At 61.0% G+C, this 26,114-nt stretch carries 15 protein-coding genes; 8 read left to right on the top strand and 7 right to left on the bottom strand.

What is annotated here, in order from left to right; genetic code table 11:
- The first annotated feature begins 9 nt into the window (after nt 1-9).
- The 8 genes from BLU78_RS11220 (at nt 10) to BLU78_RS11255 (ending at nt 12,384) form a co-directional block, all read left to right on the top strand.
- Nucleotides 10-855, top strand: a complete 846-nt coding sequence (locus tag BLU78_RS11220; RefSeq protein WP_010264825.1) for a carbohydrate kinase family protein — start codon at nt 10-12, stop codon at nt 853-855.
- Nucleotides 852-2,174 carry a histidine-type phosphatase gene (locus BLU78_RS11225; RefSeq protein ID WP_010264829.1) on the top strand — a complete coding sequence of 441 codons (1,323 nt, stop codon included), beginning with the start codon at nt 852-854 and terminating at the stop codon, nt 2,172-2,174. Before BLU78_RS11220 ends, BLU78_RS11225 begins: the two co-directional genes overlap by 4 nt.
- A 98-nt stretch (nt 2,175-2,272) precedes the next feature.
- Nucleotides 2,273-5,293, top strand: coding sequence for a SusC/RagA family TonB-linked outer membrane protein (locus BLU78_RS11230; RefSeq protein WP_010264833.1), 3,021 nt, complete (start codon nt 2,273-2,275; stop codon nt 5,291-5,293).
- Nucleotides 5,294-5,306: 13 nt separating this feature from the next.
- Nucleotides 5,307-7,109, top strand: coding sequence for a RagB/SusD family nutrient uptake outer membrane protein (locus BLU78_RS11235; protein WP_010264837.1), 1,803 nt, complete (start codon nt 5,307-5,309; stop codon nt 7,107-7,109).
- 12 nt (nt 7,110-7,121) lie between these two features.
- A complete protein-coding gene (locus BLU78_RS11240; RefSeq protein ID WP_010264840.1) occupies nt 7,122-8,744 on the top strand; it encodes a hypothetical protein in 1,623 nt (540 codons plus the stop codon).
- Nucleotides 8,744-9,985, top strand: coding sequence for a ComEC/Rec2 family competence protein (locus BLU78_RS11245; RefSeq protein ID WP_010264845.1), 1,242 nt, complete (start codon nt 8,744-8,746; stop codon nt 9,983-9,985). Before BLU78_RS11240 ends, BLU78_RS11245 begins: the two co-directional genes overlap by 1 nt.
- Nucleotides 9,978-11,273, top strand: a complete 1,296-nt coding sequence (locus BLU78_RS11250; protein ID WP_010264848.1) for a ComEC/Rec2 family competence protein — start codon at nt 9,978-9,980, stop codon at nt 11,271-11,273. The genes BLU78_RS11245 and BLU78_RS11250 overlap by 8 nt, the downstream gene beginning before the upstream one ends.
- Before the next feature lie 7 nt (nt 11,274-11,280).
- A complete protein-coding gene (locus BLU78_RS11255; protein WP_010264852.1) occupies nt 11,281-12,384 on the top strand; it encodes a glycerophosphodiester phosphodiesterase in 1,104 nt (367 codons plus the stop codon).
- Nucleotides 12,385-12,547: 163 nt separating this feature from the next.
- On the opposite strand, the gene BLU78_RS11260 is transcribed toward BLU78_RS11255, so the two are convergent.
- The 7 genes from BLU78_RS11260 to BLU78_RS11295 all read right to left on the bottom strand — a co-directional run bounded on the left by BLU78_RS11260 (nt 12,548) and on the right by BLU78_RS11295 (nt 26,114).
- Entirely contained in the window at nt 12,548-13,468 is a 921-nt protein-coding gene (locus BLU78_RS11260) for a DMT family transporter (protein ID WP_010264856.1), read from the bottom strand.
- Nucleotides 13,469-13,577: 109 nt separating this feature from the next.
- A complete protein-coding gene (locus tag BLU78_RS11265) occupies nt 13,578-15,245 on the bottom strand; it encodes a RagB/SusD family nutrient uptake outer membrane protein (RefSeq protein WP_231290926.1) in 1,668 nt (555 codons plus the stop codon).
- Nucleotides 15,246-15,274: 29 nt separating this feature from the next.
- On the bottom strand, nt 15,275-18,508 hold the full coding sequence (locus BLU78_RS11270; protein ID WP_081504103.1) for a SusC/RagA family TonB-linked outer membrane protein: 3,234 nt from the start codon (nt 18,506-18,508) through the stop codon (nt 15,275-15,277).
- A 32-nt stretch (nt 18,509-18,540) separates the two neighbouring features.
- Complete coding sequence (locus tag BLU78_RS11275; RefSeq protein ID WP_010264865.1) at nt 18,541-21,306, bottom strand: glycosyl hydrolase 115 family protein; 2,766 nt, start codon at nt 21,304-21,306, stop codon at nt 18,541-18,543.
- A 6-nt stretch (nt 21,307-21,312) separates the two neighbouring features.
- The gene (locus BLU78_RS11280; RefSeq protein WP_143029395.1) at nt 21,313-22,512 is read right to left on the bottom strand and encodes a hypothetical protein; all 1,200 of its coding nucleotides are present in this window, start codon (nt 22,510-22,512) and stop codon (nt 21,313-21,315) included.
- Nucleotides 22,513-22,791: 279 nt separating this feature from the next.
- Nucleotides 22,792-24,723, bottom strand: coding sequence for a DUF4962 domain-containing protein (locus tag BLU78_RS11290; protein WP_010264878.1), 1,932 nt, complete (start codon nt 24,721-24,723; stop codon nt 22,792-22,794).
- 92 nt (nt 24,724-24,815) lie between these two features.
- Entirely contained in the window at nt 24,816-26,114 is a 1,299-nt protein-coding gene (locus BLU78_RS11295; RefSeq protein ID WP_010264882.1) for an acetylxylan esterase, read from the bottom strand.

Here is a 26,114-nt window from a genome sequence, read left to right on the forward strand (position 1 = left end):
CCTAAAATAATGGGAATCGGGGAACTCGTCTGGGACCTGCTGCCCGACGGCAGGCAGCTCGGAGGAGCTCCGGTCAATTTCGCCTACTGGTGCAACCGGCTCGGCGCGGAAGGCTACCCGGTGAGCGCCGTCGGCAGCGACGACCTCGGACGGGAGGCTTTCGACCGACTGGCCGCGACGGGACTCGATCTCGGTTACGTGCAGCGCAACGCCCTGCCGACCGGACGGGTCAACGTGACGCTCTCGGGGAACGGCATTCCCGAATACGACATCGTCGCAGGGGTGGCCTGGGACGCGCTGGAAGCGGACGCCGGGACCCTCGAACTCGCAGCACGGGCCGACGCCGTCTGCTGGGGTTCGCTTGCCCAGCGGTCGGAAACGTCGCGCCGGGCGATCGCCTCCATCCTCGAAGCCACCCGTCCGGAGTGCCTGAAAGTATTCGACATCAACATCCGCCAGCACTGGTACAGCCGGGAAATCGTCACCGCCTCGCTCGGGCAAGCCGACGTGCTGAAACTCAACGAAGACGAACTGCCGCTCGTGGCGTCGCTGCTCGGCACCGGAAAGTCCGGTGCGGAGGCGATCGCGGAACTCGTCCGGGCATTCTCGCTGCGGTACGTCGTCTACACCGCCGGCGCCGACCACAGCGAGATACACGGAGCCGAAGGGCTTCTTTCCCGCATCCCGACGCCGGAAATCGAGGTTGCCGACACGGTTGGCGCCGGCGATTCGTTCACGGCAGCTTTCATAACCTCCCTCCTGCAAGGCGAACCGGTAGCCGCATCCCACCGAAAAGCAGTGGAAACGGCCGCCAAGGTCTGCACGGTGCACGGAGCAATACCCCGACCGCAATGAAACGGCCCCTCCTGATCCTGTCCGCATGCCTGTGCGCCCTCGCAGCGGCCGTATCCTGCTCGTCCGGCCTGCGGACCGCCGACGGAGAATCCGTCCCGGACCGGGTGATGGGCGTATACCTCCCCTATCCAGAGACGGTCGCCCCGTCCCCCGGCGCACCGGAGGGTTACGAGACGTTCTACATCAGCCACTACGGCCGGCATGGATCGAGATACCTGCTCTACGACTCCCAATACGCTTTTGTCCGCGACGTACTTTCCCGGGCGGCTGCCGACGGCAAGCTCACGCCATCGGGTCAGAAAGCCCTTGCGGATTTTCTCGAAGCCTATCCGCAGTTCGAAGGCCGGGCCGGGATGCTGACCCGAATCGGAGCGGCCCAGCACCGGGCGATCGCCCGGAGGATGGCCGAACGGCACCCGTCCGCATTCGCCCCGGAAGCCGCCGTAAGGGCCTCGACATCAGCCACCGCCCGCACGCAGGAGAGCATGGAGGCATTCTGCGCAGCGTTGCAGACATGTCGTCCATCCCTGCGGATAACGTGCGCCGAGGACGCCGCGCTCAACCCCTATTCGGCCGGTTCCGGCATCCCGACGGAGTACGACCTGAGGGTGAAAAGCCCGGAGGCGGAATGGCGGCCCGATTTCGAGACTTTCTGCCGGCAGCAGATCGACGCGGAGCGTTTCGCCGCACGCATCTTCACCGACACGGACTACGCCGCAGGGCTCTGCGACCTCACCGACCTCGAACGGGGCGCCTTTTACCTCGCCGTCCATTTCAGGGGATGCGGAATCGCCGCCGACTGGCTGCGGCTCTTCACCCTCGACGAACTGTGCACCCTCGCCGCGTGCGACGCCTACACGTTCTACATGGAGAAAGGCCCCGCTGCCGAAACGTCCGACCGCACCTGGGCCCTTTCCGCCCATATTCTCGACAAAATGCTGACGGATGCGGAGCAAGACATCGCCGACGGCACGGCGGCCAACCTCCGCTTCGGACACGACGGCTGCATCATGGCGCTGCTGACGCTCATGGGAGCCGACGGATGGACCGCGACGGCCGCCACCCAGGAAGAGATCGCCCGTGCATGGGACGTATCGCAGATCCCGATGGCCTGCAACCTCCAATGGATATTCTACCGCCCCGTATCGGGCGAAGGAGAGCCGCTCGTGCGGACGCTCCTCAACGAACGTCCGCTGCGGCTCCCCGTCACCGACCCGGAAGGGATGTGCGCATGGAGCGACCTGAAACGATACCTCGCGGAGAGGTGCGACACCGCTTTCGCGGTACTGAACAAAGACCGAACACCAAACAACCTTTAACGCTATTATTAACCGGAGCAGAGTTTTACACGACCTCTGTCAAAAAAACGATCAAGATGGGTAAACATTCGACTTCACTGAAACTACTCCTTTCAGTTGTGTTTATCTTGCACCTGCTGTCCGCCGCGGCCCAATCGGGGCGCATCACCGGCACAGTTTCGGATGCAGATGGCAAACCCCTCCCCGGAGCCGCTGTCGTCGTCAGCGGCACGCCCAAAGGCACCATTACCGACAACAAGGGTCAATTCACGCTCCCCGTCGCCGAAGGGGAGACCCTTGTGGTCACCTTCCTCGGATTCAAGGAGAAACTCGTAAAAATCGGCAAGCAGACCACACTCAGCATCTCCCTCGAACCGGACGAGAATCTCCTCGAAGACGTAGTCGTGGTGGGATACGACACGCAGAAGAAGGTCAACCTGACCGGTTCGGTCTCGTCCATCTCCACCAAAGAGTTCGCCCGCAGACCGATCACGCAGCTTTCGACCGCCCTCCAGGGCATCGCCCCGGGAGTGACGGTCACCACGGCGGGCGGCGCTCCCGGCGCCGATTCCGGAAACATCCAGATCCGCGGCATCGGTTCGTTCGGAGGCTCGGACTGCTCCCCGCTCGTGCTTATCGACGGCGTGGAGGGCGACCTCAACTCCGTGGACGCCTCGCAGATCGACCAGATCTCGGTGCTCAAGGACGCCGCCTCGGCGGCCATCTACGGAAGCCGTGCGGCCAACGGAGTCATCCTCATCACCACCAAGCGTGCGGACAAAGGCAAATTCGCCGTCACCTACCGCGGCTACGTGGGCTGGCAAAGCCCCGTGGTCTATCCGGACGTGGTCAACGCCGAGGAGTACATGCACCTTTCGCGCAGGGCCTCGGAGAACGACGGCGCCGTCTCCCTCTACACGGACGAATACATCGCCAACTACCGCCGGAACAACTACCTCGACCCGGACGCCTACCCCATCATCGACTGGCAGGACCGGCTGATGACCGGCAACGGGTTCACCCACAACCACACCCTCAGCATGAGCGCCGGCAGCGAGCGTATCCGGGTGATGACCTCGCTGGGCTACCTCGACCAGAACGGCATCATCAAAAACGCCAATTTCAAGCGCTACAACCTGCGCAACAACATGGACATCCGGATGAACGACCGGCTCAATTTCCGGCTCGACATCGCCGCCACCTATTCCCGCCGGGCCGCCAATCCCTATCAGAGCAGCGTCTTCGGATTCATGAACTCCAAGGACCCGCTGATGCTCGCCCAATGGTCCGACGGCAGCTACGCTCCGTTCACCGGAGGTACGGTCAATCCGCTGCCCATGATCGAGCAGGGGGTCGGCGGCAACAACATCCGCCAGAACGGAGTCCTCAAGGCTTCCGCGGCCCTCGAATACAAGCCGGTGCAGTGGCTCACCCTCGAAGTGAAAGCCGCACCCCAGCTCACGGCCATCAAGACCCACCGGTTCGTGGACCTCGTGGAGTACCACTCCGACCCCTACGGCACGGTTTCGAAAACCTCCAATGCGGAGTACAACTCCCTCGACGAGACGGTCACGGCCGCCTGGAACGGCTATTACCATGCGACCGCGGCGGCGACCCGCCAGTTCGGGGGCCACAGCTTCAAACTGCTCGTCGGCGCATCCTACGAAGAGTATGACTATTACAGTCTGGGCGCATACCGTCAGGAGTTCGCCTATCCCGACTACGAGGTCATCAGCGCCGGCGGCGACAACGAGTTCAAGGACAACTCCGGCAGCCGGACCCAGATGGCCCTGGGATCGTTCTTCGGCCGCATCAACTACAACTTCAAGGAGCGCTATCTTTTCGAGGCCAACCTCCGTTACGACGGCTCCTCGCGTTTCGTCCGGAAGAACCGCTGGAGTGCGTTCCCGTCGTTCTCCGCCGCCTGGCGCGTCACCGAGGAGCCGTTCATGGCCGCAGCCCGGAAAACGCTCTCGGAGTTCAAGATCAGGGCCTCCTACGGTACGCTCGGCAACCAGAACATCAACTCCTACTACCCCGCGTCGCAGCTGCTAACGATCAGTTCCATCTCCGCCGCCAACAAGATCTACCCCATCGTGGCCCAGAACTCGCTCGCCAACGAGGACATCACCTGGGAGACCACCTACATGACCGACATCGGTTTCGACGCTACGTTGTGGAACCGCCTTTCGATCACCGCCGACTACTACCACAAGAAGACCGACGGCATCCTGATGCAGCTCGACATCCCCTCCTCCATCGGACTCGGAGCGCCTTACCAGAACGCCGGCGTCGTCACCAACGACGGCTGGGAGGTTTCCGTCGGCTACAACAACAGCTGGGGCAATTTCAACTTCGGCGTGCAGGCCAACCTCTCCGACGTCATCAACGAGATCGTGGACATGAAAGGCACCTACGGCACCAGCGGCGTCATCCGCAACCAGGAGGGTTCGTCGATCAACTCGCTCTACCTGCTCAAATGCCTCGGCGTGGTGCAGACGCAGGAGCAGGCCGACTGGATGAACGCCAACTGCCCCCAGTACAACCAGATCACCCGCCCGGGCGACCTCGTTTACGAGGATTACAACCATGACAACAAGATCGATGACAGCGACAAGCAGATCGTCGGCAGCCTCATCCCGCGCTACACCTACGGCCTGACCCTCAACTTCGGCTGGAAGGGCATCAACCTCAGCGCGCAGTTCCAGGGAGTGGGCAAGGCCGACGCCTACATCAGCGGCGCCTACACCCAGCCCTGCGTGAGCGGCGGCACGTTCCAGCGGGGCCACCTCGACAACTGGACCCCGGACAACCCCGGAGCGAAATATCCGCGCCTCTCCTACACGAGCGACCTCAACAAGAAGCCCTCGACGTTCTGGATGGCCGACGCTTCGTACTGCCGTCTGAAAAACCTCCAGCTCAGCTATACGTTCCCGTCGTCGGTCACCAAAGCCCTCCGCGTCCACGGGCTGATGGTCTACGCCAACGCGACCAACCTCTTCACCATAAGCAACTACTACGACGGTTACGACCCGGAAACCGCCTATCAGGGCGGTTCGCAGGGAGCGACCACGGGAAGCATCGGCAACAACTACCCGCTCGTAAGCACCTATACGTTCGGTGTGGAAATCAAATTCTAATCGCATTACGGTCATGAAAAAATACATCGCATTTTTCGCCCTGGCGACGGCCCTGTTCACCGCAGGCTGCTCGCTCGACAGGATTCCGCTCACGGGTCCCTCCACCGGAACCTTCCCGGCCAGCTTCGACGAAGCGCAGGCCGGCGTGCTCGCCGCCTACAAGAGCCTCGCCAACAACATCGAGCAGTACGAGCCTTTTCCCAACAGGTGGATGGACCAGCTCACCGACATCGGCGCCATGCGCACGGTGCTCTCGAAATGGCCGGACTACACCCAGTCCACCATCACCTCGTCGTACAGCGGCGTAGAGCATTTCTACGCCCGGATCTACAAGAGCCTCGGACGTATCCACCTCGTGCTCGACAACCTCGACAATCTCCGCGGCAAGATCGAGGACGAGGAGTACTACCGGTTCAAGGCGGAGCTTCTCTGTCTGCGGGCCTATTTCTACGACTGGGCCTGCAAGGTCTACGGCGACGTTCCGTTCATCGACCACTGCCTCACGCTCGACGACTACGCCTATGCCCGCACCCCGAAAGCGGAGGTGATCGACCGCATCATCAAAGACATGGACGACGAACTGATCGACCATCTTCCGGTTTCGTGGGGCAGCCAGACCTGGGGCACGGCCCGAATCGGCCGCGTGGCGGCATACGCCCTCAAAGCGCGCATCTGCCTCGAATGGGGATTCTTCGAGAGTGCGGCGAGATGCTCGAAGCGGGCCCTCGAACTCGCCGACGGGGTCTATGACCTCACCCCGCTCGACTGCACCTATTACCCGACCCATGCGGAAGGAGAGCCCGACCCGACGCCCCTGTTCGGCTTCGCCGCCGAAACCGGTTCGAAGGAGTGGATCTGGGCCATCCAGTTCAACCGCCTGGCGGCCTCCAACACCCACACCGGCATCTACACGGGAACCTCCCGCGTCCACAACGGCGCCGCAGGAGCAGGCCCGTCGATGGCGATGATGGACACCTTCCAGTGCACCGACGGCAAGCCGATTTCGGAATCGGAACTCTACGACTGGCAGAATCCGTGGAAGAACCGCGACCCGCGCCTCGACCTCTACTGCGTGCGTTCGGGCTCGCGGACCATGGGCATCCAGTTCTCCACCGATCCGGCCGACAAGACCGTCTACGACTACATATCGGGCACCTCCGTCACCAACTCCGACGTGACCGGCAACAAGAGCGAGTACGGTCCGAACGGCATTCAGGGTCCGGGCGGATTCCTCTGGCGGAAATTCTGCGACCCGGCCTACTACGGCAGCATCACGGGCACCGGCTACGAAGACGAGCTCGACGTTCCGATCATCCGCCTTGCGGAACTCCTGCTCATCGACGCGGAGGCCAACATCGAGTGGGACGGCGGCGACCTCGCACGCGCCAAATCACAGATCGACCGGGTCCGCGCCCGGGTGAAGATGCCGCCGGTGGAGGGTTCGTCCCGGGAGGCGCTCCGCAGCGCGCTCCGCTATGAGCGGAAGGTGGAACTGTGCGCCGAAGGATTCCGCTGGTTCGACATCCGCCGCTGGAAGGAGAGCGACGGCAAAACCCCCGTAGCGCTCAAAGCCATCAACGGCCCCCAGTACGCCCCGGCCTACGAGCACACCACCTCCAACGCAAAACCCATCATCGATGAAAACTGGACCGTCACCTACGACGGCGTCACCACCTTCGACGGAAAGAAATTCGACGCGCGGGTCCACACCGAGCGGAAATTCCAGCTGGGCAAGGACGAGCTCTGGCCCTTCCCTTACAGCGAGATGGTGACCAACCCGCTCATCGGCACGGAAAACAATAATCCCGGATATTAGAACACGAAAACCATGAACAAGACTTTCAACCTGTTTTGCTGCTGTGCAGCCGCGGCGATGCTGGCCGCGGGCTGCGACGATTCCGAGCAGGCATACAACCCCGACATCCAATTTTCCAGGACGGGTGACGTCACGCTCATCGCCTCGATCGAGAACTGCACTACGCGAGCTTCGCTCGTCAACACCGGGGAGGCCCGCTGGCTGCGGGAAGACGCCGTTTCGGTCGTCTGCACCGACGGCTCGGCCGTGAAATTCGCCCTCGACGGCACGGGCGGAACCCGCCGGGCGTTCTTCACGGGAACGATCCCCGACGGCAAGGAGATGGGCGGCTATGCGCTCCATCCCGCCTCGGCCACCCTCTCCGGAAACACGCTCAAAGCCGTTCTGCCGGACGCGATAACCCCCTCGGCGACCGGGAGCTGCTCGGTGATGGCCGCCGAGATCGGCAACTCCTGCGAAATCACGTTCAGGCAACTGATGTCCTATTTCACCGTACAGATCGGCAACGTCAGCACCGAAGCGGCGACGATCGAACTGAAAGCCGACAACAACCTTTCCGGCGAAGTCTCCGCCACCCTCCCGGATGCGTTCGGGACGGGCATCGCGGCGCAGAAGGGGTCGAACGGCCTCGTCGTCACGCTTCCGGAAAAGCGGGAATCCACCGTAACGGTCTCCTTCGCCGTGCCCGTGGGCGAATACGGCAGCCTCACCGCCACCGCATACGACGCCTCCGGCAAAAACATCGGCGAGGCGGAGTGCCTCACCACACCGATAAACGCCGAACTCGCGGACATGAGAACCATCAGCGCAACCCTGCCCAAATATGCACCCCAGGAGCCGATCGAAGGCACCGTCCTGGTGGCCGGCATCTACTGGGCGCTCGGAAACCTCCAGCACGTGGAGGGAAGCACGGACGAAGGGTTCCGGACCGACTGGCGGATCGCCCCCGAGCAGTGGGAGTACATCAACTGCGAAAACGCCTTAGCCTCGGGCAAGGCCGTCACCTTCAAACCGACGGACTACACACAGTACGACCACTTCAACTGGGGCGGCATCGCCAATCCGTTCCTGTGTGCAGCCGAACATTCGGCGGTAGCCGCCGTCGGAACGGACATCTCCGGCCGGATGTACACCTCGCAGGAGTGCACCGCCGCCACCACGGATTTCTCCGCCGCCAGATTCGGCGACCTCGCCTATTGGGCCTCGAACGGCAAATTCCGGCTGCCGACGCAGGCTGAAATGACGAAACTCGTCAACGAGGCATCATCGCAGTACGGCAGATACAAGATCGCCGAAGGCAAGGTGATAACGGGCATTCTGTTCACCGACCCGGCAGAGGGAGAATCGCCTTCGCACAACGACACGGAGGTGGAATTCACGGCTGACGACATCGCCAAGGGGCTCTTCCTGCCCAAAGGCGGAAGACGCTACAACAAAACGGACCTCACCGTCAACGTACAAGGTACCCAAGGCACCTATTGGGCGTCGGAATCCATGACCGGAGACGACGCTACGGAACCCTGTTACGGCACGGTTTTCCACATCAATTCCGCGAAAGCCACGTTCCCCTACTGGAACAAGGCATTTGATGCGAAAGCCGGATTCATGATACGCCCCGTTTATATCAAAAAGTGATGAAAAAAGCACGGATATTCATTTTGCTGCTGCTCCCGGCGGTCGTTCTGACCGCCGGATGCGGCGGCGGAAAGGCCCGGGTCGGCAAACCCCTCCCGGCGTGGAGCGAAGGCTGTCTGGACATCCACGCCGTCAACACGGCCCGCGGGGAGTGCACTTTCCTCATCCTGCCCGACGGCACGACGCTCACGGTGGATGCGGGTGAGTTCAGCAGCGAACCGAAAAAGTACCGCAGCATGCCCCAAAAGCCGGACAGCCTCACGCGTCCGACCCGCACCTACGCCCGGTATATGCGGCATTTCATGCCGTACAAGGATTCGCTCGACTACTTCCTGCTGACCCATTTCCACATGGACCATCTCGGGCAGCTGGAACCGGAGTACGGCCGATCGGCCGGCGGGGACTACGTGCTGAGCGGCGTGACGGCCCTCTACGACGAGCTTCCGTTCCGGGAGATCGTCGACAGGGCCTATCCGGCCTACGACTCCCTCGCCTGCCTGGCGATGAGCACGGCGTCGCTGGCCAACTACCGCCGGTTCATCGGCCGCGCCACGGAGCACAACGGCCTGAAAGCCGCCATGCTGCGCCTCGGGGACAGCGGCCAGTTCCCGCTGCGGCGCCGTCCGGAGCGGTATCCCGACTTCCGCATCACGGGCATCTGCTCCAACGGCTGCGTGTGGGACGGCGAAAAAGTCGTGGACCACTACGGCGACGGCACGCTGAGGGAGAACGGGGCGTCGTGCGGCATCCTGCTGAGCTACGGCGATTTCGACTACTTCACCGCAGGCGACGCCGGCGGAAACACCCGCGTGGAATATCCGTGTGCACGCTCCATCGGGCGCCCCGTCGAAGCGATGAAGTCGCACCACCACCTTTCGCCCCACACGATGCAGGACGACATGCTGGCGGTGCTCCAACCGGATGTCATCGTGACGCAGAGTTTCTATATCCGTGACATCCAGCCCGACCAGGGGATCATCCGCCGAATCTCGGAAAGCAAAATCCCCGGAGCCAAGAGAATGTATTTCACCAACATCGACCGTTCGCTGACCGACGCCGATCCGCAGCTCTATGCCCGCAGCGCCGGGATCGGGGGACACATCGTCATCCGGGTCTCCCCGGGCGGAAAGGAGTATTGCGTCTACATGCTCGACGACAGCGACACGACCTACACCGTAAAACAGGCCGACGGCCCGTTCCGTTGCAAACCCCAACCCCAAAACACCGAAAAACATGAATAAGACCATCATCATCTTCTGCGCGCTCGCCGCCATCGCTTCCGCAGCATGCAGCGAGGAGCGAACAAAAATGCCCTGGGAGGACGACCTGAACAATAAGGTACCACCTCAGGAAACCGAGACTCCCGAAGCAAAGGTCGGCGAGCCCCTTCCGCTATGGACCGACGGATGTCTCGACATCCATTTCATCAACAGCGGCCGCGGAGAGTGCGCGTTCTACATTCTCCCCGACGGCACGACGCTGCTGGTCGACGCCGGCGAGATCGTCGTGACGGACGGCGCGGGAGTGCCGCAGAAGCCCGACGCATCGACCCGTCCCTACATCGTGGATGCGAAATACATCCGCCACTTCCTGCCGCAGGGCAGTTCGGCCGTCGACTGGTGCGCGCCGTCGCATTTCCATATAGACCACATCGGCAGCATAGACGCCGCCGCGGAAACCTCGCCCAACGGCTACCGGCTCACCGGGCTCATGGCCCTCTACGGCGAGGTTCCGTTCAGCCGGGTGCTGGACCGCGGTTACCCGAACTACGGAGACGATCCGGACATCCCCGAGATGGACGGCCAGACCTCCGGCGACTGGGTGGCATTCGTCAAATGGGCCGTGGCGAACAAAGGCATGAAGGCCGACCGGTTCCGCGCGGGCGAAGAGCAGATCACGCTGCTGAAAGACAAGGACAAGTATCCCGATTTCCGGATCTTCAACATCATCGCCAACGGCTACGCCTGGAACCTCGACTCCGCCACCGGACAGGGAACCCTCGTCAACGCCAATGCGGGCAAAGGCAATCCGGCCTGCTGCGGGTTCCACCTCAGCTACGGGAAGTTCGACTACATCGCCTGCGGCGACCTCACCTCGGGACCGCAGAACCGGATGGCCTACTATTACCGCGATTTCATCTCCAAAGGCGGCCTCGAAGTGTTCAAGGCGCACCACCACCTGAGCAACAACGCCTGGGGCAGCCAGATGCAGAACTGCGAATTCTCGCCCCGGGTAATCATCAACCAGAGCTTCTACAAAAAGCAGCCGGACATCCCCCTGCTGACCGCCATCGTCAACGGCAGCTTCGCCACCCACCCCTACACCTGGACCAAGGATATTTTCAGCACCAACGTACACCCGGAGTCGCTGGCCGAGAATGCGGCGCTTTACAAGAACGTCGCCGGGTACAACGGCCACATTGTCGTAAGGGTCGCCCCGGGCGGTGCGGAATACTATGTCTACATGCTCGACGACACCGATTTCGACTACAAGGTGACATCCATCCACGGTCCGTACAGTTCAAAATAACGGCGTCATGTCGAAAAACAGGCTGTTGACACTGCTCCTGCTGCCGTGGATTGCGGCGGGATGCACCGGAACCGAGGAAGACGCCGTCCGGCATTTCATCGCCCACCGGGGCGCGACCATGCGCTGCACCCTCGCGGGAGAAAACTCCCGCGAGGCTGTCCGGCTGGCTGCGCGCGCCGGGTTCGACTGCATCGAAACCGACGTGCGCTGGACCTCCGACAGCGTGCTCGTGGCCGTACACGACGCCACCCTGGCCCGCACGTTCACCTATAACGACGGCCGCCCCGTACCCAAAGAAACCGCCGTTTCGGATGTCAGCTATGCGGAACTCCGCGACAGCTTTCTTCTCAAAGCCGCCCGGCCCGAATACCGAACCCGGGTGCTCACCCTCGAAGAGTTCTGCACCGAGTGCCGCGACTGCGGACTGCGCACGTTCATCGAACCGAAGAAAGTCACTCCGGAATGGGTCTATCCACAGTTGATAGCCATCGCCGACCGGGTATTCGGACGCGGCAACTACGTCGTCACCTCGAACAACGACGCCAACGACCGCATCCGCCTCGAAATGGGCATCCGGGACATCCCGCTCATGGGTATTCTCTACCAGAGCACCTACGAACACATCGCATCGCTCGGGAACACCATCATGGCCGTAAGCGCCGCCCGGTTCGGGGAAGAGGCTTATTTCGCCCACGTGTCGCGCGCCAAAGCCGACGGATTCGAAACCGAGTCCCATGCCGACGATTTCGAACATTTCGACTGGATCAACCATGCCGACATCGACTACGTATCGACCGACCTGCTCGCCCCGGACTATACGGGCCAGGGTGAAACGATCTACCGGTCGAGGGGCCGGGACGCGGCAAAAATCGCCGCAGAAAGCGCGGCATCGGGAAAAATGGAGTTCGGCGCAATCTACCTCGACCTGGAATGGTGCGGATCGGCCACAGTCACACTCGCCGGCCAGACCTTCACACTGCCGGAGACGGAATCCCCGCGCCGCGCCCGCCACCAACTGCTGGTCTTCGACGCCATCCCCGCATTCGGGATCGCCTCCCCGTCGGAAGACTTCCGGATAAAGCGCATTTCACTCCGCATCGTCCGGTTCTGACTGGTTTCCGGCCTGCGCTCCGTTTTTCCATCTCCGGCCATCCGAACACTTACAAAGAAAATGACAAATGATTGACGATTAATCATTTGTCATTTTCTTTTGAGCCGGACGGCAGCGGAAACGTCAGATGCCTCCGAAATCAGGAAAAGCGGACCGTCAAACTCTATTCGTGCGGGTGTCGCAGCCGCCACCGTCCGACGAGGGTTTCGCCTTTGAAGTAGATGACCAGCGAACTGACGATAACCGCCATACCTGCCACGGTGCTGAAATGGGGATATTCGCCGGGCAGCATGATCCAGCTCAGGACAGCCCCCAGCACGGGATTTATCAGACGGCACATGTTGATGTCGCTGACCTTCGTGCCCTCGGTGCGCAGGGCCATAAACCAAAAGCTGAACGCAAAGACCGAGATGAAGACCAGCACCCCGAGGCTTCCGTAGAAGCCCGCAGGCTTGGCCCAGAAGGGTGCGAATCCTTCAGTGGCGATACCCACCCCGTAGATCAGCAGACCGCCGAAGAACATCTGCACGGCATTGAGGAAAATCGGGTCGACCTTGCCCTTGTCCTCGGAAACCGAAATCGCGGAGTAGCCCTGAAAGACGATGCTCGCCAGCAGCAGCACGATGCCCCCGATGCCGCGCCAGTCGAGCGGCGAGCCGTCGCTGCCCGTGCCGACGATCAGCAGCAGTCCCGCCAGGCTGACCAGCAGGCTCACGACCTTGTAGCGGTTCAGCCGGTCGTCGCTGGCCAGCAGGTGCGCCAGCAGGACGTTTATCAGCGGCGTAAGGCCCATGACGATCGAGCTGATGGCCCCGCTGACAAAGTCCACGCCGAAATAAAAGGCCGTGTATCCCAGGAACATATTGACCAGAATGAGGTTGCCGAACAGCCGTTTGTGCCGCACGATTTCGCGCCACATGCCGCCGTGCCACGTATAGGCGAAGAGGATGATGCCGACAACGGTAAAGCGCAGTCCGGCAAAATTCATCGGCGTAAAATCGTAGCTGAGTCCCTGTTTGATGAACGGATTGACGATGGCCCACAGCACCGAGGCCAATATCGCATAGAGAATACCCTTTTTCATAGCGTGCAAATTTCGGTCGCGAAGGTAGTGAAAACCGCCAGATAAAACAATAGTCCGCAAAAAGGGGTATCCCGTCACCGGCATACCCCTCTCCAACCTAACTATACAATCAATTCCATCCGGGATTATTCGTACCGATTGCCTTGTTGACCGACATCTCCAATTCCGGAATCGGCATCAGCAGGTGTTTCTGGTCCACGTTGCGGAACGGACGGGCCATCATCTCGGGGCCCGAAGGATTGCTGTTCATCGGGAATCCCGAGCCCGACTGGGTGAAAATCGGGTTATCGATCGATTTCCCCGTCCCCTCGTCGATTACTTTCAGCGGAATGGCGGCCAGCTCTTCACCGATCTCGTGCATCCGCTCGAGGAAGATTCCCCAGCGCATCAGGTCGAGACGGCGGTGCGACTCGAACGCCAGTTCCCGGGCGCGTTCGGCCTGGATATATTCCAGAAACTCGGCCTGCGACATGGCCTTCATGTCCACTTCGGCAAGCGGCGTCAGCGGATCGAATCCGAAGGCACGGCGACGCACCTGATTGACGGCTTCGAGCGATTCGGGCGTCGAACCGTTGTTCACCATATTGTCGGCCTCGGCGAACATCAGCAGCACGTCGGAATAACGCAGCAGCGGGTAGTTGGTCGAATTGCCCCACGAATAGACCGGAAGGTTGATCTCGTATTCGCGGCGAAACTTGCCCGGCCAGCGGAAGCGGAACGGCTCGTTGTAGGGAATCTGTTCCAGGACAGCCTCGTTCTTATACATATAGGGCATGATCGTCCAGTCGCGGCGCAGGTCGCCGTCGTCATAGGAGTCGTAAAGCTGCGGCGTGACGTAAAAGACACCCCGGCCGCGGGCGATCGACTTTTTGGTCTTTTCGTCCACGCAGTAATCCTGCTTCGAATACATCGGCGTATAGTAGGCCACGAACTGTCCCGTCTCCTTCATCTCGGTGGACTCCACGTTGCCGTAGCACTCCACCTCGAAAATCGACTCCCTGATATCGTACTCGTCCTGCATCAGTTTGATGAAAACGTCGCTGTAATCGGGATTGAGTGCGCAGACTCCCTCCTCCATCAGACTCCAGGCCCACTTGCGGGCTTCGGCATAGTATTCCGGTTCGTCGAGACGCCCGGCAGCGTTCAGGCAGACGCGGGCGAGGATACCCTTGACGGCCTGCTTGCTCACACGCCCTCCGAACCCGAGCGTGCGAATGTCGGCCACCATGTCGCAAGCATCGGCCATATCGGCGATCACCCTCCGGTAAACCTCCGCCGAAGCCGTGCGCGGCTTATGCACGTCCTCCGCCGACTTGGTGGATTCCAACCGCAGGGGAACATCGCCCCAGTAAGCCGTCAACAGGAAATGGTAGTAGGCCCGCAGGAAAAGCGCCTCGCCCTTGATCCGGCGGATCACCTCCGCATCACACGATGCGTTGTCAGCGTTTTCCAGCAGTACGTTGGCATTGTCGATCCCCTTGTAGAGCTCCTGCCACACCATTTTAATACTGTTGTTGCCGGCGTCGTAATTGTAATAATAGGGGACGAGCTTGGGCGTGGACTCCTTCGAAAAACATTCGTCGCTTCCCTGCGAGAATTCCACGCTCAGATAGACGCTGTAACAATCGCGCAGCGGGTCGTAGACCGAAGCCAGCGACGCTTCAAGTTCCTTCTGGTTCTTATACCAGGTCGAAGGCGAGGTAAAATCCTCCGGCAGGGTGTCGAGACACGCCGTGAAGGCGAAGGCGGCCAGGACCAATATCGATAATCGTTTCATAAGCGGCTTGCAATTCATCAGGTTAGACATTAGAACGAAAGGTTGAGTCCCACGGTGTAGGTCCGGCTGCGCGGGTAGGAGAGGTAATCGAATCCGGGCGTAAGCGGCGAATTGAAGATCGCCACCTCGGGGTCGTAACCCGAATAAGCAGTCCATGTGTACAAGTTCTGAGCCGCGAAATAGATGCGGAGGGTCGAAATACGCAGCTTGGTCAACAGGTGTCTGGGCAGCGTATAGCCGATCTGCACGGTTTTCAGGCGCAGGTAGGAGCCGTCTTCGAGCGTCTTGTCCGAATAGTAGGCCACCTTCTGTCCGCCCGGCACGTAGTTGTTCGAATTGGGATTCTCGGGCGACCAGCGGTCTTCATACGATGCGAACTGGTTCAGGCCGTAACGGTAGGTTCCCTCGAAAAGAATGCGGTTGGCATTCATGATCTTGTTGCCGCCGCTGAACTGGAAAAAGACGTTCAGGTCGAAATTCTTCCAGGTGAAACTGTTCGAGAAACCGCCGATGTATTTGGGATTGGGATCGCCCAGCACGCGGCGGTCTTCGCTGCCGACGTGTTTGTCGTCGTCGAAATCCTTGAAGCGGATGTATCCCGGACGGATCTGGTTGTGGGCCATGCCGTTGTCGGGCACGTCGTCACGCAGCACATACTGACGGCTCTCGTGCGGAATCGAAGGATCGCTGTCGTTCTGCCACGTGAAATCGCTGATCTGGTAGAGCCCGTCGTAGACCATGCCCACGAACATCGTGATAGGACGCCCCACGCGCGTTTCATAGAGCGGAACGCTCTGGTAATCCGAATTCCAGTTGATGAACGAATCCATGCTCTGTTCGCCGTCGGCCAGTCCGAGCACCTTGGAGCGGTTGAACGAGATATTGAAGTTCGTCGACCACATGAAATTCTTGGTCTGGACGTTGACCGTGTTGAGCGTCAGCTCGAAACCGGAGTTGCGCACGGCACCGACATTCATCATCGCCCGCTGGTACCCCGACGAAAGCGGCAGGTTGGCGTTGAGCAACAGGTCGTAGGTCTTCTTGTGGTAGTAGTCCATCGTCAAACCGATGCGCTGGCCGAAGAATCCCAGGTCGAGGCCGATATCCGCAGCTTTCGTGCTTTCCCATTTGAGGTTGTAGTTGCCCAGCGTTTGGAGCTGTGCACCCTGTACCAATTGGTTGTTCCAGGAATAGCCGTCGACGTTCGAAAGGTTCAGCTGCGACATGTAGGCGAAGTCGCCTACGCGGTTGTTGCCCGTCAGACCGTAGCTGGCGCGAATCTTGGCATCGGAAATCACCTTGCTGTCCTTCAGAAAATTCTCCTGCGAGATGCGGTAGGAGACCGATGCCGAGGGGAAGTAGCCCCACTTGTTCCCCGCCGGGAATTTCGATGAACCGTCGGCGCGGAACGAGACCGTGAGGTAATACTTGTGGCCGAAGTCGTAGTTCACGCGGGCCAGTCCCGAAACCATGCGGTTGATCGACTTCGAGGAGTTGAGCGGCTGCGCCACGCCTTCGTCGAGGCCCGAGATGCCGAGACTCTCGCGGGGAACGTCCCACGCTGTGCCGCGGAAACTCGAGAATTTGTACTCCTGCATGGTAACACCCGCCACGACGTTCAGGTGGTGGCGCTTGTTGAACGTACGGTCGAAGGTCAGCGTGTTCTCGTTGAGCAGCGATTGCCGCACCTCGTACTGCGCATAACCGTTCACGCCCTTGATCACCCCCGCGATCTTTTGCGAATAAGGGTGCTTGCTGTTGAAGAAGTCCTCCAGAATGGCCGTATTGCGGTTGATACCGCCCGTGACACGCAGTTTGAGATACTTTCCGAAACGGTATTCGCCGTAGACATTGGCCACGAAATTACTCTGCCCGTAGTTCTTCTCCTCGTTGTTCAAATAGAGCATCGGGTTGTAACGGTTGCCCCAGGTGGTCATCTCGACGATCTCGGTATCCTCGTCGGCATTGAGCAGGTCGTCGATGCTGCCGCCCGTGACCGGACGATAGCCCCACATATTGTACATCAGCGTCAGCGACGCTTCGGCGTTGCTCGACGGCATACGCACCGACGTTCCGTATTGGTTCGTCCAGGAATAACTGGTGTTGAACCCCACTTTGAAGTTCTTCGAAGCGTCGACATCCAGCCGCAGGCGGCCCGACACCCGGTCGTAGCCCGACTGGCGGACGACCCCCTCCTGCCCCATGTAGTTGAGCGAGGCGGCATATTTCACGGCTTTCGAGCCGCCCGTGAGCGAAACCGTATGGTTGTGCATCGGCGCTACCTGCAACACGCGCTCCTGCCAGTCTACATACTGCACGTGACGGTAATACTCGGGCGTACGGGTGTCCAGCCCGTCGGAATTGGGTTTCAGGTAACTTTTACGGCCCTGATAGGGGTCGATTTCGAGCTGCAGCTTTACGAATTCATAGGGATTCATCAGGTCCATGCGGTTGGTGGTGTTCTGCAGGCCGAACGAGCCCTCGTAGCTCACCTGCGTACGTCCGGCGTGGCCGCTGCGCGTGGTGATCATGATTACGCCGTTCGCACCCCGGGCGCCGTAGATCGCCGTGGCCGAGGCATCTTTCAGCACGTCGATCGACACGATGTCGGAGGGGTTCAGCGACGAGGCGTTGAAACTTTCGAGCGGAAATCCGTCAACCACGTAAAGCGGCGAACTGTCCTGCGTCAGCGAGTTCTGACCGCGAACGATGATGTTGACCGACGAACCGGGTTCACCCTCGCTCGAGGTGACCTGCACGCCGGCGACACGTCCCGCAAGCGCCTCGTCGAACGAGCGCACGGGGGCTTTCTGCATCTCCTCGGTGTTGACCGAAGCGACTGAGCCGGTCAGATCGACGCGGCGCACATAGCCGTAGCCGACGACGACTACCTCGTCGATCTCGCTGGTATCCTCAGCGAGCGACACGTCGAGTACGGTACGCTTGCCGACGCGCAACTCCTGTGAAACGTATCCCAGCATGGAGAAAACCAGGTCGGTGTTATCGTTTTTGATCCGGATCGTGTATTCGCCTTTGGCGTTCGTCGTCGTTCCGCGCTGCGATCCCTTTTCGAGGATCGTGACGCCGACCAGCGGCGCGCCCGAAGCGTCCTTGACATGGCCGGTCACCTGCCGGCCTTGCTGGGCATAGGCCCCGAAGCTCCAGCATGCCGCCACGAGCCACAGACACAAGGTCCGTGCGACCGTCACACACAGAGCGCCCCTTCGGGAGGAGCCGGCCCGATGAAGTAAGAAGTTCTTCATATTCGTTGGGTTATAGGTTTAAGTTTCAAGTTTTATCTGGTAAATCCTTGCAGCACATACGGGTTGCGGTGAAGGCGGTCGATAAAGATTCCGTCGAGCAGCATCGCTTCGTCGACCGGTTCGACTCCGATCCGGTGAACCCCTTCCGACAGATGCAGGCGCACGCCGCGCCGCGCCTGATTGCGCAGGACGTTGACTTTCCACGGCTCCTCGCCGAACGTTTCGCGGATGTCGAACAGGCCCCGGTCCTCGCCGTCCACCGTCAGGCGGAAACGCAGCGTTTTCGCGGCGGCGGGATGCTGGGGGAGGAAACAGGCCACGATGTCGGCCTTGCCTGCCGTATCGTTCCGCAGCAGGTACTCGGCACGGCACCCTTTCGCCAGCCTCACGGCACGGCCGCTCTGTCCGAGTCCGTCGATCCCAGCGACCGATCCCCGGGCATACACGTATCCAGAGCCAGCCACGGAGGCGACACCGTCGGTCATTGCGGCTCCCGGCTCTTTGCGGTCATCCGCACACCGGACCCGGAACACGTACCGGCGTCCGTCGGCCAGCACCGAGCAAACACGCTCCTCCGTCCGCCGGCAGCGGGAAAAATCGGCCCGAAAGACGATCCGCCGATGCGACGGCATGCACCCGCGCACTTCGGCCTTCAACCACACGGGGAGGGATTCGACCCGCACGTCAGAAGCGGAAAAGAGGTTGACCGCCACCGTATTCGCCGTCGAGCGTACGAAACAAGGGAGTTCCGTCGTATCGGCTCCGATGCACTTTCCGGCTCCGTCAGCCCACAGCACGGGAGCACGCTGCACCCGCGGCATCTCACCGAAAACCGGAGCCGCGAAAACAGGCAGGCTGCGGGGCGACATGGACATCATCTCCCTCCATTTGCCGCCCGCAATCTCACCATTGTAACGGTCGGTCAGCAGGCAGATCGAATCATACGCCTGCCGGGAGGCCTCGACATATTCCCCGGCGGCGACAAGCCCTTCGGCGGCATACCGGCGCGCATGCTGGGCGTAAAGCCATTTCTTATTCATCAGTGCAGCCCCCTCCACGGGATACCGCACCAGTTCGAACCAGGCGTCGCGGCGGTCGGCAGGAAGCATCGCTTCGAGCTGCCGGACCTCGTGCTGCAACCGTTCGTAAGCCGCCACGCGGTCGAAAGCCTCCGCAGAGAATGAACCGTATTCTGTATCCGCCACAGGCGTAATTCCACCCCGGACACCCGGCTGCTGGATGCGGCTCCACCCCATGTGTTCGGGCTTACGTTCCGCAGCCAGCCGGTAATGCTCGCGCATCAGGAGTGCGGCGCGCGGCGCAACGTCCGGCCCGAACTCCCGTTCCAGCCAGCGCAACTGGTGTTCGCCGACCTTTTCAGGTGCGACGGCATCCGTATTCCACGCCATATCGAGGAACAGCTCCGTATGGTATTCGGCGGGTTTGAGGTCGCCGACATTGAGAATCCAGATCTTCCGGGCGCCACAGTCCCACGCGCGCCGCATCTCGGCGGCCATCAGCGCGGGCTGCGACGTTGCGAGCCAAAGGTAATCATGAGGCTTGCCGTAATAGGAGACGTGGTAATAGACCCCCGCCCCGCCGCTCCGGGCCTGTTCCGCAGCATTCGACAGCCGGGTTACGTATCCGTAATTGTCGTCGCACCACATCAGGGTCACGTCTTCGGGGAGTTCCACGCCGTTGTCATAGATGTCGAGCACCTCCTTATAGGGCACGAAGGTCTGCGGAATGCCGTCGACCGGACGATGCAGCTCCGCGGAGAGCATCTGCCGCTGGGCGCGGATCACCTCGTTGGTCAGCGCAGTCTGCTCATCGAGCGTCACAGCCCCGGCCATCTCGCCGTCGTGGATACCACGCATGCCCAGCGTAAAGATATTCTCGTCGTCGGCGACTTCGAGCACCCGTTCGCGCCAGTAGCGCAGCACCCCCGCACGGTTCGTGACAAAATTGTAGGCTCCGTAACGCGCCCCGTCCCATTCGCCGACATTGTTGCGCATCATCGGCTCGCAGTGCGACGTACCCACAACGATCCCATAGCGTTCGGCCGCTTCGCGGTTGCCGGGAACCTTGTAAAAGGCCACGGTCGAAGCGTGCATCGCCGGCCAGAGCGTATTGGCCCGCAGGCGCAGCAACAGTTCGAAAATCCGGGAATAGGTCTTCGGACCGAGCTCCCCGGCCACATCGCTGCCCTCGTAGCGCGTGCCCCACGGATCGAGGCCCCAGTCCTCGTCGTTGAGGAAGATACCCCGATACTGCACCGACGGAGCTTCCGCACGGTCGTATCCCGGCGCAAGCGTCACATTCCGGACGCGGCGCGGCGCCACATCGGCCCACCACTCCCAGGGAGAGACCCCCAGCAGGCGCGAAAGTTCCAACACGCCGTAGGCCGTGCCGCGCGGATCGCTCCCCACGACGAACAGCGCACGTTCCCCGTTCCGGGATGCCTCGCAGATGCGGAATGCCTCCCAGCGTCCCTCGACGGCCTTCGCCGACACGCCCCAGGCGCGTAGCAGCGGATCGAGCCGCTCCCGCTCGGAGAGCGATCCCACGACGACGACCGCGTTTCCCGGGGCATCGCAACGAGCAGGCGCTTCGCCGGCCACACGCTCCGCATCGGCGGCATAGATCGCCAGCGCGGTCTTCACGACCTGTTCCCCGCCGACATAGCACACCGGTGCAGGGCGGCCATCGCGGACCAACGGGAATCCCGCGCGCGCCGCCGAAACCGAAGACACGACACCGAGCGTCCAAAACAGCAGTATTCCGATTCGCAGCATCATTCTACGTTATTTCGCTTCGCGCACACAGCGCACGATATAAGCATAATTTCCCGAACCCATTTTAGTCGTGCGGCCCGCACTCGAAACCTTGACGCTCGGGTTGGAGCTGCGGTTGACCAGCATGCGCCACGCCTGCGGCTGCGCATTGGCGCGCGTTTCGCACGACCACGGACGGATCTCCGGATTCGTGCGCGTGGCACCGAAGATCTCGCAGTCGCTCCGGCCGCCGTCGCGCATATTCCAGTAGAAGTAATCGGGACCGGTGGGATCGGCAGATTTGTTGCACGTCCAGTTTTCCTGTTCCGCGATACGCTTCATCTGGACCTCGGTCGGCGCGTTCCAGCCCTCGGGACAGGGATTGACGGGAGCCGTCTGGTTTTTCGACGTACTGTTCTGTTCCAGCGTCAGGCCGGGATCGAACACGTCGTTCCACGTTGCGTTCGGATCGACGGGGATATTCACGCCCGCAACGTCGATACCGCACACGAGCGGATAATAATAACCGCCCGGAGCCCCCGTTTCGGGCAGCGCGCCCATCGGAACTTCCAGTCCCGGCTGGTAGACGGTAACCTGCACCGTCTGATCGGGTTTATCCGACACGGCGACCGCAAAGAGAGCCTCGTTCGGGAAGAACGTGACATTGGCCGGAGCGGTGAAAGAGAGCGAGGTCGGCTTCTCCGCAGGCGAGAGTACCGGCGTGAAGACCTCCGAGCCGCTGACCCAGGTCACCGACACGGAACCTGTGCCCGGATTGGCGATCGTACCCGTGTAGGTCGGAGTGCCGTCGTCGCCCACCGTATATTTGTAGATACCGCCGCCCACGTCCTTGCCCGGGCTGACGGAGAAATAGTTCGAGATCTGGATCAGCGAAAGGTAGATCATCTCCCCGCCGTAGGTCACGCACACCTTGTCTTCGAGGTTGACCATGCCGGTATTCTCGCCGATCGACACGGTGAACGTGTTCGCGGCTTCATCGGCTTCGAGCACAAAGCCCTGCTGGCCGTCGAGCAGACGGGCCGTCCAGCCGCCCGAAGCGCCCGCCGTCACCACTTCATAGGTGCGCGATATGGCGCCGTAAACATTCCGGGGCCAGTCGTTGGTCGTGGATTTCACGGTGAAGGTTCGTGCGCTGCCGATGATCTTCTCATCGTCGTTGCACGATACGGCAGCCAAGCCGGTTAGGATCAATAGCAGAATTTTTTTCATATGGTTTTTCATTTGGTTGGTCTTTTCGGTCTGCGGAATCTCTCATCCCGCCATGCAAGTTAGCCATTTACCCTCTGGAGCTCTTATTCCCCCGATTCAAAACATTAATAGAATCGTTCAAACCATCCTGCCGCCGGTCATCGCATCCGAGCCACTCGGCACCGGAGTGTTCACCCAGCCGGAAACGCCAGTCGAAATTCAGCAGTTCGGAGCGGCGCTCCCCGCCCCGGGCCATCGGCAAGGCCAGCAACAGGCCCAGCAAAAGCAATCCTAACCGTCTCACAGCGTATAGGTTTTACCGTCGACAGTCACCGTTCCGGCCTGTTCATCGTAAGTCACGACCGGAGCCGCAGCGGGCAGCGCGGCCCAGCTGACGGCCGTCACCTGTTTCAGCGACGAAGCGTCGGCCGCCACGGTCACCAACGGACGGTTCTCGCCCGAAGAGGTGCTGCGCTCCTCGACGAACTGGGTGCCGAGCGTCAGCACGGAGCGGGCAGGGGTCAGGTTCTCGATACGGACCGAGTTGCGGGGCGTAGTCGCCTCGACGACGGCATCGGAACTCTGCACAAGTTTCCGCTCGGGGAAAAAGCGCAGTTCGATGCGGCCCGGGGAGGCCAGCTCCACGTCATCGCAGACGACCGCCACACCCGCCTCTTTGATCCACACCAACTTACGGACGAAGCGTTTCACGCCCGCATTGTCGAGATAGGCGGCCGAAGCGTCGCCCGTCATGCGGTCGATGCCCCCGGAGGAGATCGCCTCCACGATTTTCGCATCGCGCGAAGGCGTCAGCGGCCACGGCGTAAACCACGTGCGGACCTCGCCCCACTGCCCCATATCATTCGCCAGCAGGGTATTGTGGTATTTGGTCACACGCTTGACATAGCCGTTGTTGCGCAGGATGTATTCACCGTTGGCATAGATCACGAAATGGTTGGCGTCGGGATGGATATGCCCCATATCGCCCGAAACGTAGGAACCTTCGGGCTGCTGTCCGGCGAAGGTGCCCAGCGGCGCGCCGCAACGGAAGACTACCATCGCTTCGTCGCCGTTCCAGTCGGTGCGGGAAGCTACGAGACCCATGTTCTCGAAATGGCGGAAAGTCGGGGTCGAAGGCAGCAACACGGACGAAACCGAGGTGTCGTACCAGATCAGGTTCAGCCACGAGGAGGTCGCATTGTAATGCACGGCCTTTCCGGCGAAATACTGCGCCCGGGCATCGTGGTTCAACCCGGCCAGCCGGCGGTAAAGATGTTCGGGACCGTACCACGAATAGCGCGGAGCGTCGGCCCAGTCGACGATGCTGCTCTCGGCGGTGCAGCGGTCGGCGGGAAGGGTCATGTACATCGCATAGGCAGCAGTGTTATCCCACCAAGTGCTGTTTTTGTAAAAATCGTTGCCCACCCCGCGCGAGAGGTCGAAAGCCATCATCAGGAACTCCATGCCGTACTGCCAGTAACCGGGGCCCTCCTGGCTGGCGCCATCGGGCGACAGCAGCCGCGAGGTCTTGCCCAACACCTCCTGCGTGAAGTCGATCCACTTCTGTGCCTCGGGCGTATCGTTGCGCAGCACGAGGGCCGCGGCGAGCATGCCGCAGGTATTGATCCACGTATGGTTTTGGATATAAGCCTTATCCAGCGTCTTATAGGCCGCATACTGCCGCTCGGTCCGGGCGATCAGCGTATGGCGCAGCGTGGCGAGGGTGGCTTCGCTCAGGTAATTCTGCCCGTAATCGTAGAGCATTGCCAGTCCCAGCAGTTGATGACCGTAGGGAAGTCCATACTCCGCACCGTCGGGCGTGTCGTCCATGCCCCACGTAGGATAGGCACATGCGGCGAGCGCCCAGCGTTCGGCTCCCTCGAAATAGCTTTTGTCCCCGGTCAGGTAACCCGCCACGGCAAGCGCCGAGATGGTATTACCCACATCGCGCTGCCAAAGCTGTTCGCCGGCATCATTCTTATAGGCCGGCGGGTCCCGGCGGACCTTGGCGTCGGCAACGGCCTTGAAGCGGGTCCACTGGGCCAGGTGGGTCGAGCTGATCGCCGTTTTCAGCTGCTCGCCTTCCCAGTAGTTGAAGAAGAGCATCGGATGCCAGACCTTATCGGTCGGCTCGGGCCGGGGATAATCGAAATGCGGTTCGTCCGCCGAACAGGCGTTCAGCAGCAACAGAACGGGGGCCGTCACACGGCACATTTTGCATAAAAGGTTCATGGTAGTCGGAGGTTTTAATTCATCGGAATCGAAAAAGGGAAAGCCGCTTCGCAACAACAGCAGCACGACCGGCAGGAGATACGGCCGCCGGATCATTTCTCCCCGAAGAACCGGCGCAGCATCCAGGCATCGGCCAGACGGTTCTGCCGCTCGCTGCGACGGTGACCGTTGCGCAGTTCGAGCACCAGTTCCTTGGGTGCGTCCACCACGTTATAGGCCGAATACATCGAGGTAATGGGACACGACAGGTCGTTGTAACCCCACGAGAAGAAGCCCGGCACACGGATCAGCCGCGCGAAATTCGCCGCGTCGTAGTAACGCGAATTGAGAATGCGCTCCGCCGTGCGGAAATAGGTGCGCGTGCGGTCAAACATGTGGGGCCAGCCGCCGGCACGGTCGTAAAGGTAACCCATGTGGTCGCACAAAGCGGGATAGAAGCAAACGAAGTATTTCACACGCGGATCGAGGGCCGTGGTGACGATCGACAGTCCCCCGCCCTGGCTGCCGCCCGAGACCATCAGGCGTTCGCCGTCGAATTCAGGACGGGTGAAAAGGTAGTCTATGGCCCGGATACAGCCCATGAACACCCGCTTGTAGTAATATTGGTCGCGGTTGTCGAGGTTGACGAACTGGTAATTGTACAAGGCGCCGTTTTTCAGGATGTCGTAATTCTCGTCGGGCATGTCGAGCGGAATGCCGTGGATGCCGAGGGTCATCGTGATCACCCCCTTCTCGGCCATGTAGGTCGACGGCTTGGTCTTGGCAACTCCTGCACCGGGAACATAGAGCACGGCCGGATGCGGTCCCTTCGACTTGGGAACCGAAACATAGCCGTACACGTAGTTATCCTTGCGGAAACTTTGCAGACGCACGTAGTAAACGTCGACCTTGTCCGTACACCACTGTTCGGCACGCTCGACGCGGGGGTCCATCGGAATTTCGGCATTCTCGGCCTTGGCCCGCTCCCAAAATGCCGCGAAATCCTCGGGCATGTCGGTCATCGGACGCAGTTTCTCGGGTTCGAAAGCCGCCTGTGCCAGATCGTTGGCCACAGCGGCGCCCTTCTCGTCGAGCAGGAAAACCCGGCAGGTCAGGAATCCCGGGCACGGCATGCCTACGGTACGGACCCGGAGGCGGCCGTCGGGCAGCGTCGCCTGATGCGTCTCATGGGCGGGCATCTTCTCCCGGGCGAACGTGTATTTCACCGACGCGTTTTTCAGCGGTTTGCCGTCCACTCGGACCACGATGTCGTAAGCGACGCTGTCGCCCGCCGAGTAGCGCCAGTCTTCGGTGCGGTCAGGTGTGATTTCGATACTGATTTTCCCTTTCGGGAAGGCCGAAGCCGCATGTAGAAGCAGCGACAGCCCGATTACGAGTAAAAGTCGTTTCAT

The sequence above is a fragment of the Alistipes timonensis JC136 genome (assembly GCF_900107675.1).
Lineage (GTDB): Bacteria > Bacteroidota > Bacteroidia > Bacteroidales > Rikenellaceae > Alistipes > Alistipes timonensis.

What these genes read in the sequence shown, in the direction of transcription:
- BLU78_RS11220 (WP_010264825.1), top strand. Translation starts at nt 10, where the DNA reads ATGGGAATCGGGGAACTCGTCTGGGACCTGCTGCCCGACGGCAGGCAG.
- BLU78_RS11225 (WP_010264829.1), top strand. Translation starts at nt 852, where the DNA reads ATGAAACGGCCCCTCCTGATCCTGTCCGCATGCCTGTGCGCCCTCGCA.
- BLU78_RS11235 (WP_010264837.1), top strand. Translation starts at nt 5,307, where the DNA reads ATGAAAAAATACATCGCATTTTTCGCCCTGGCGACGGCCCTGTTCACC.
- BLU78_RS11240 (WP_010264840.1), top strand. Translation starts at nt 7,122, where the DNA reads ATGAACAAGACTTTCAACCTGTTTTGCTGCTGTGCAGCCGCGGCGATG.
- BLU78_RS11245 (WP_010264845.1), top strand. Translation starts at nt 8,744, where the DNA reads ATGAAAAAAGCACGGATATTCATTTTGCTGCTGCTCCCGGCGGTCGTT.
- BLU78_RS11250 (WP_010264848.1), top strand. Translation starts at nt 9,978, where the DNA reads ATGAATAAGACCATCATCATCTTCTGCGCGCTCGCCGCCATCGCTTCC.
- BLU78_RS11255 (WP_010264852.1), top strand. Translation starts at nt 11,281, where the DNA reads ATGTCGAAAAACAGGCTGTTGACACTGCTCCTGCTGCCGTGGATTGCG.
- BLU78_RS11260 (WP_010264856.1), bottom strand. Translation starts at nt 13,468, where the DNA reads ATGAAAAAGGGTATTCTCTATGCGATATTGGCCTCGGTGCTGTGGGCC.
- BLU78_RS11265 (WP_231290926.1), bottom strand. Translation starts at nt 15,245, where the DNA reads ATGAAACGATTATCGATATTGGTCCTGGCCGCCTTCGCCTTCACGGCG.
- BLU78_RS11270 (WP_081504103.1), bottom strand. Translation starts at nt 18,508, where the DNA reads ATGAAGAACTTCTTACTTCATCGGGCCGGCTCCTCCCGAAGGGGCGCT.
- BLU78_RS11275 (WP_010264865.1), bottom strand. Translation starts at nt 21,306, where the DNA reads ATGATGCTGCGAATCGGAATACTGCTGTTTTGGACGCTCGGTGTCGTG.
- BLU78_RS11280 (WP_143029395.1), bottom strand. Translation starts at nt 22,512, where the DNA reads ATGAAAAAAATTCTGCTATTGATCCTAACCGGCTTGGCTGCCGTATCG.
- BLU78_RS11290 (WP_010264878.1), bottom strand. Translation starts at nt 24,723, where the DNA reads ATGAACCTTTTATGCAAAATGTGCCGTGTGACGGCCCCCGTTCTGTTG.
- BLU78_RS11295 (WP_010264882.1), bottom strand. Translation starts at nt 26,114, where the DNA reads ATGAAACGACTTTTACTCGTAATCGGGCTGTCGCTGCTTCTACATGCG.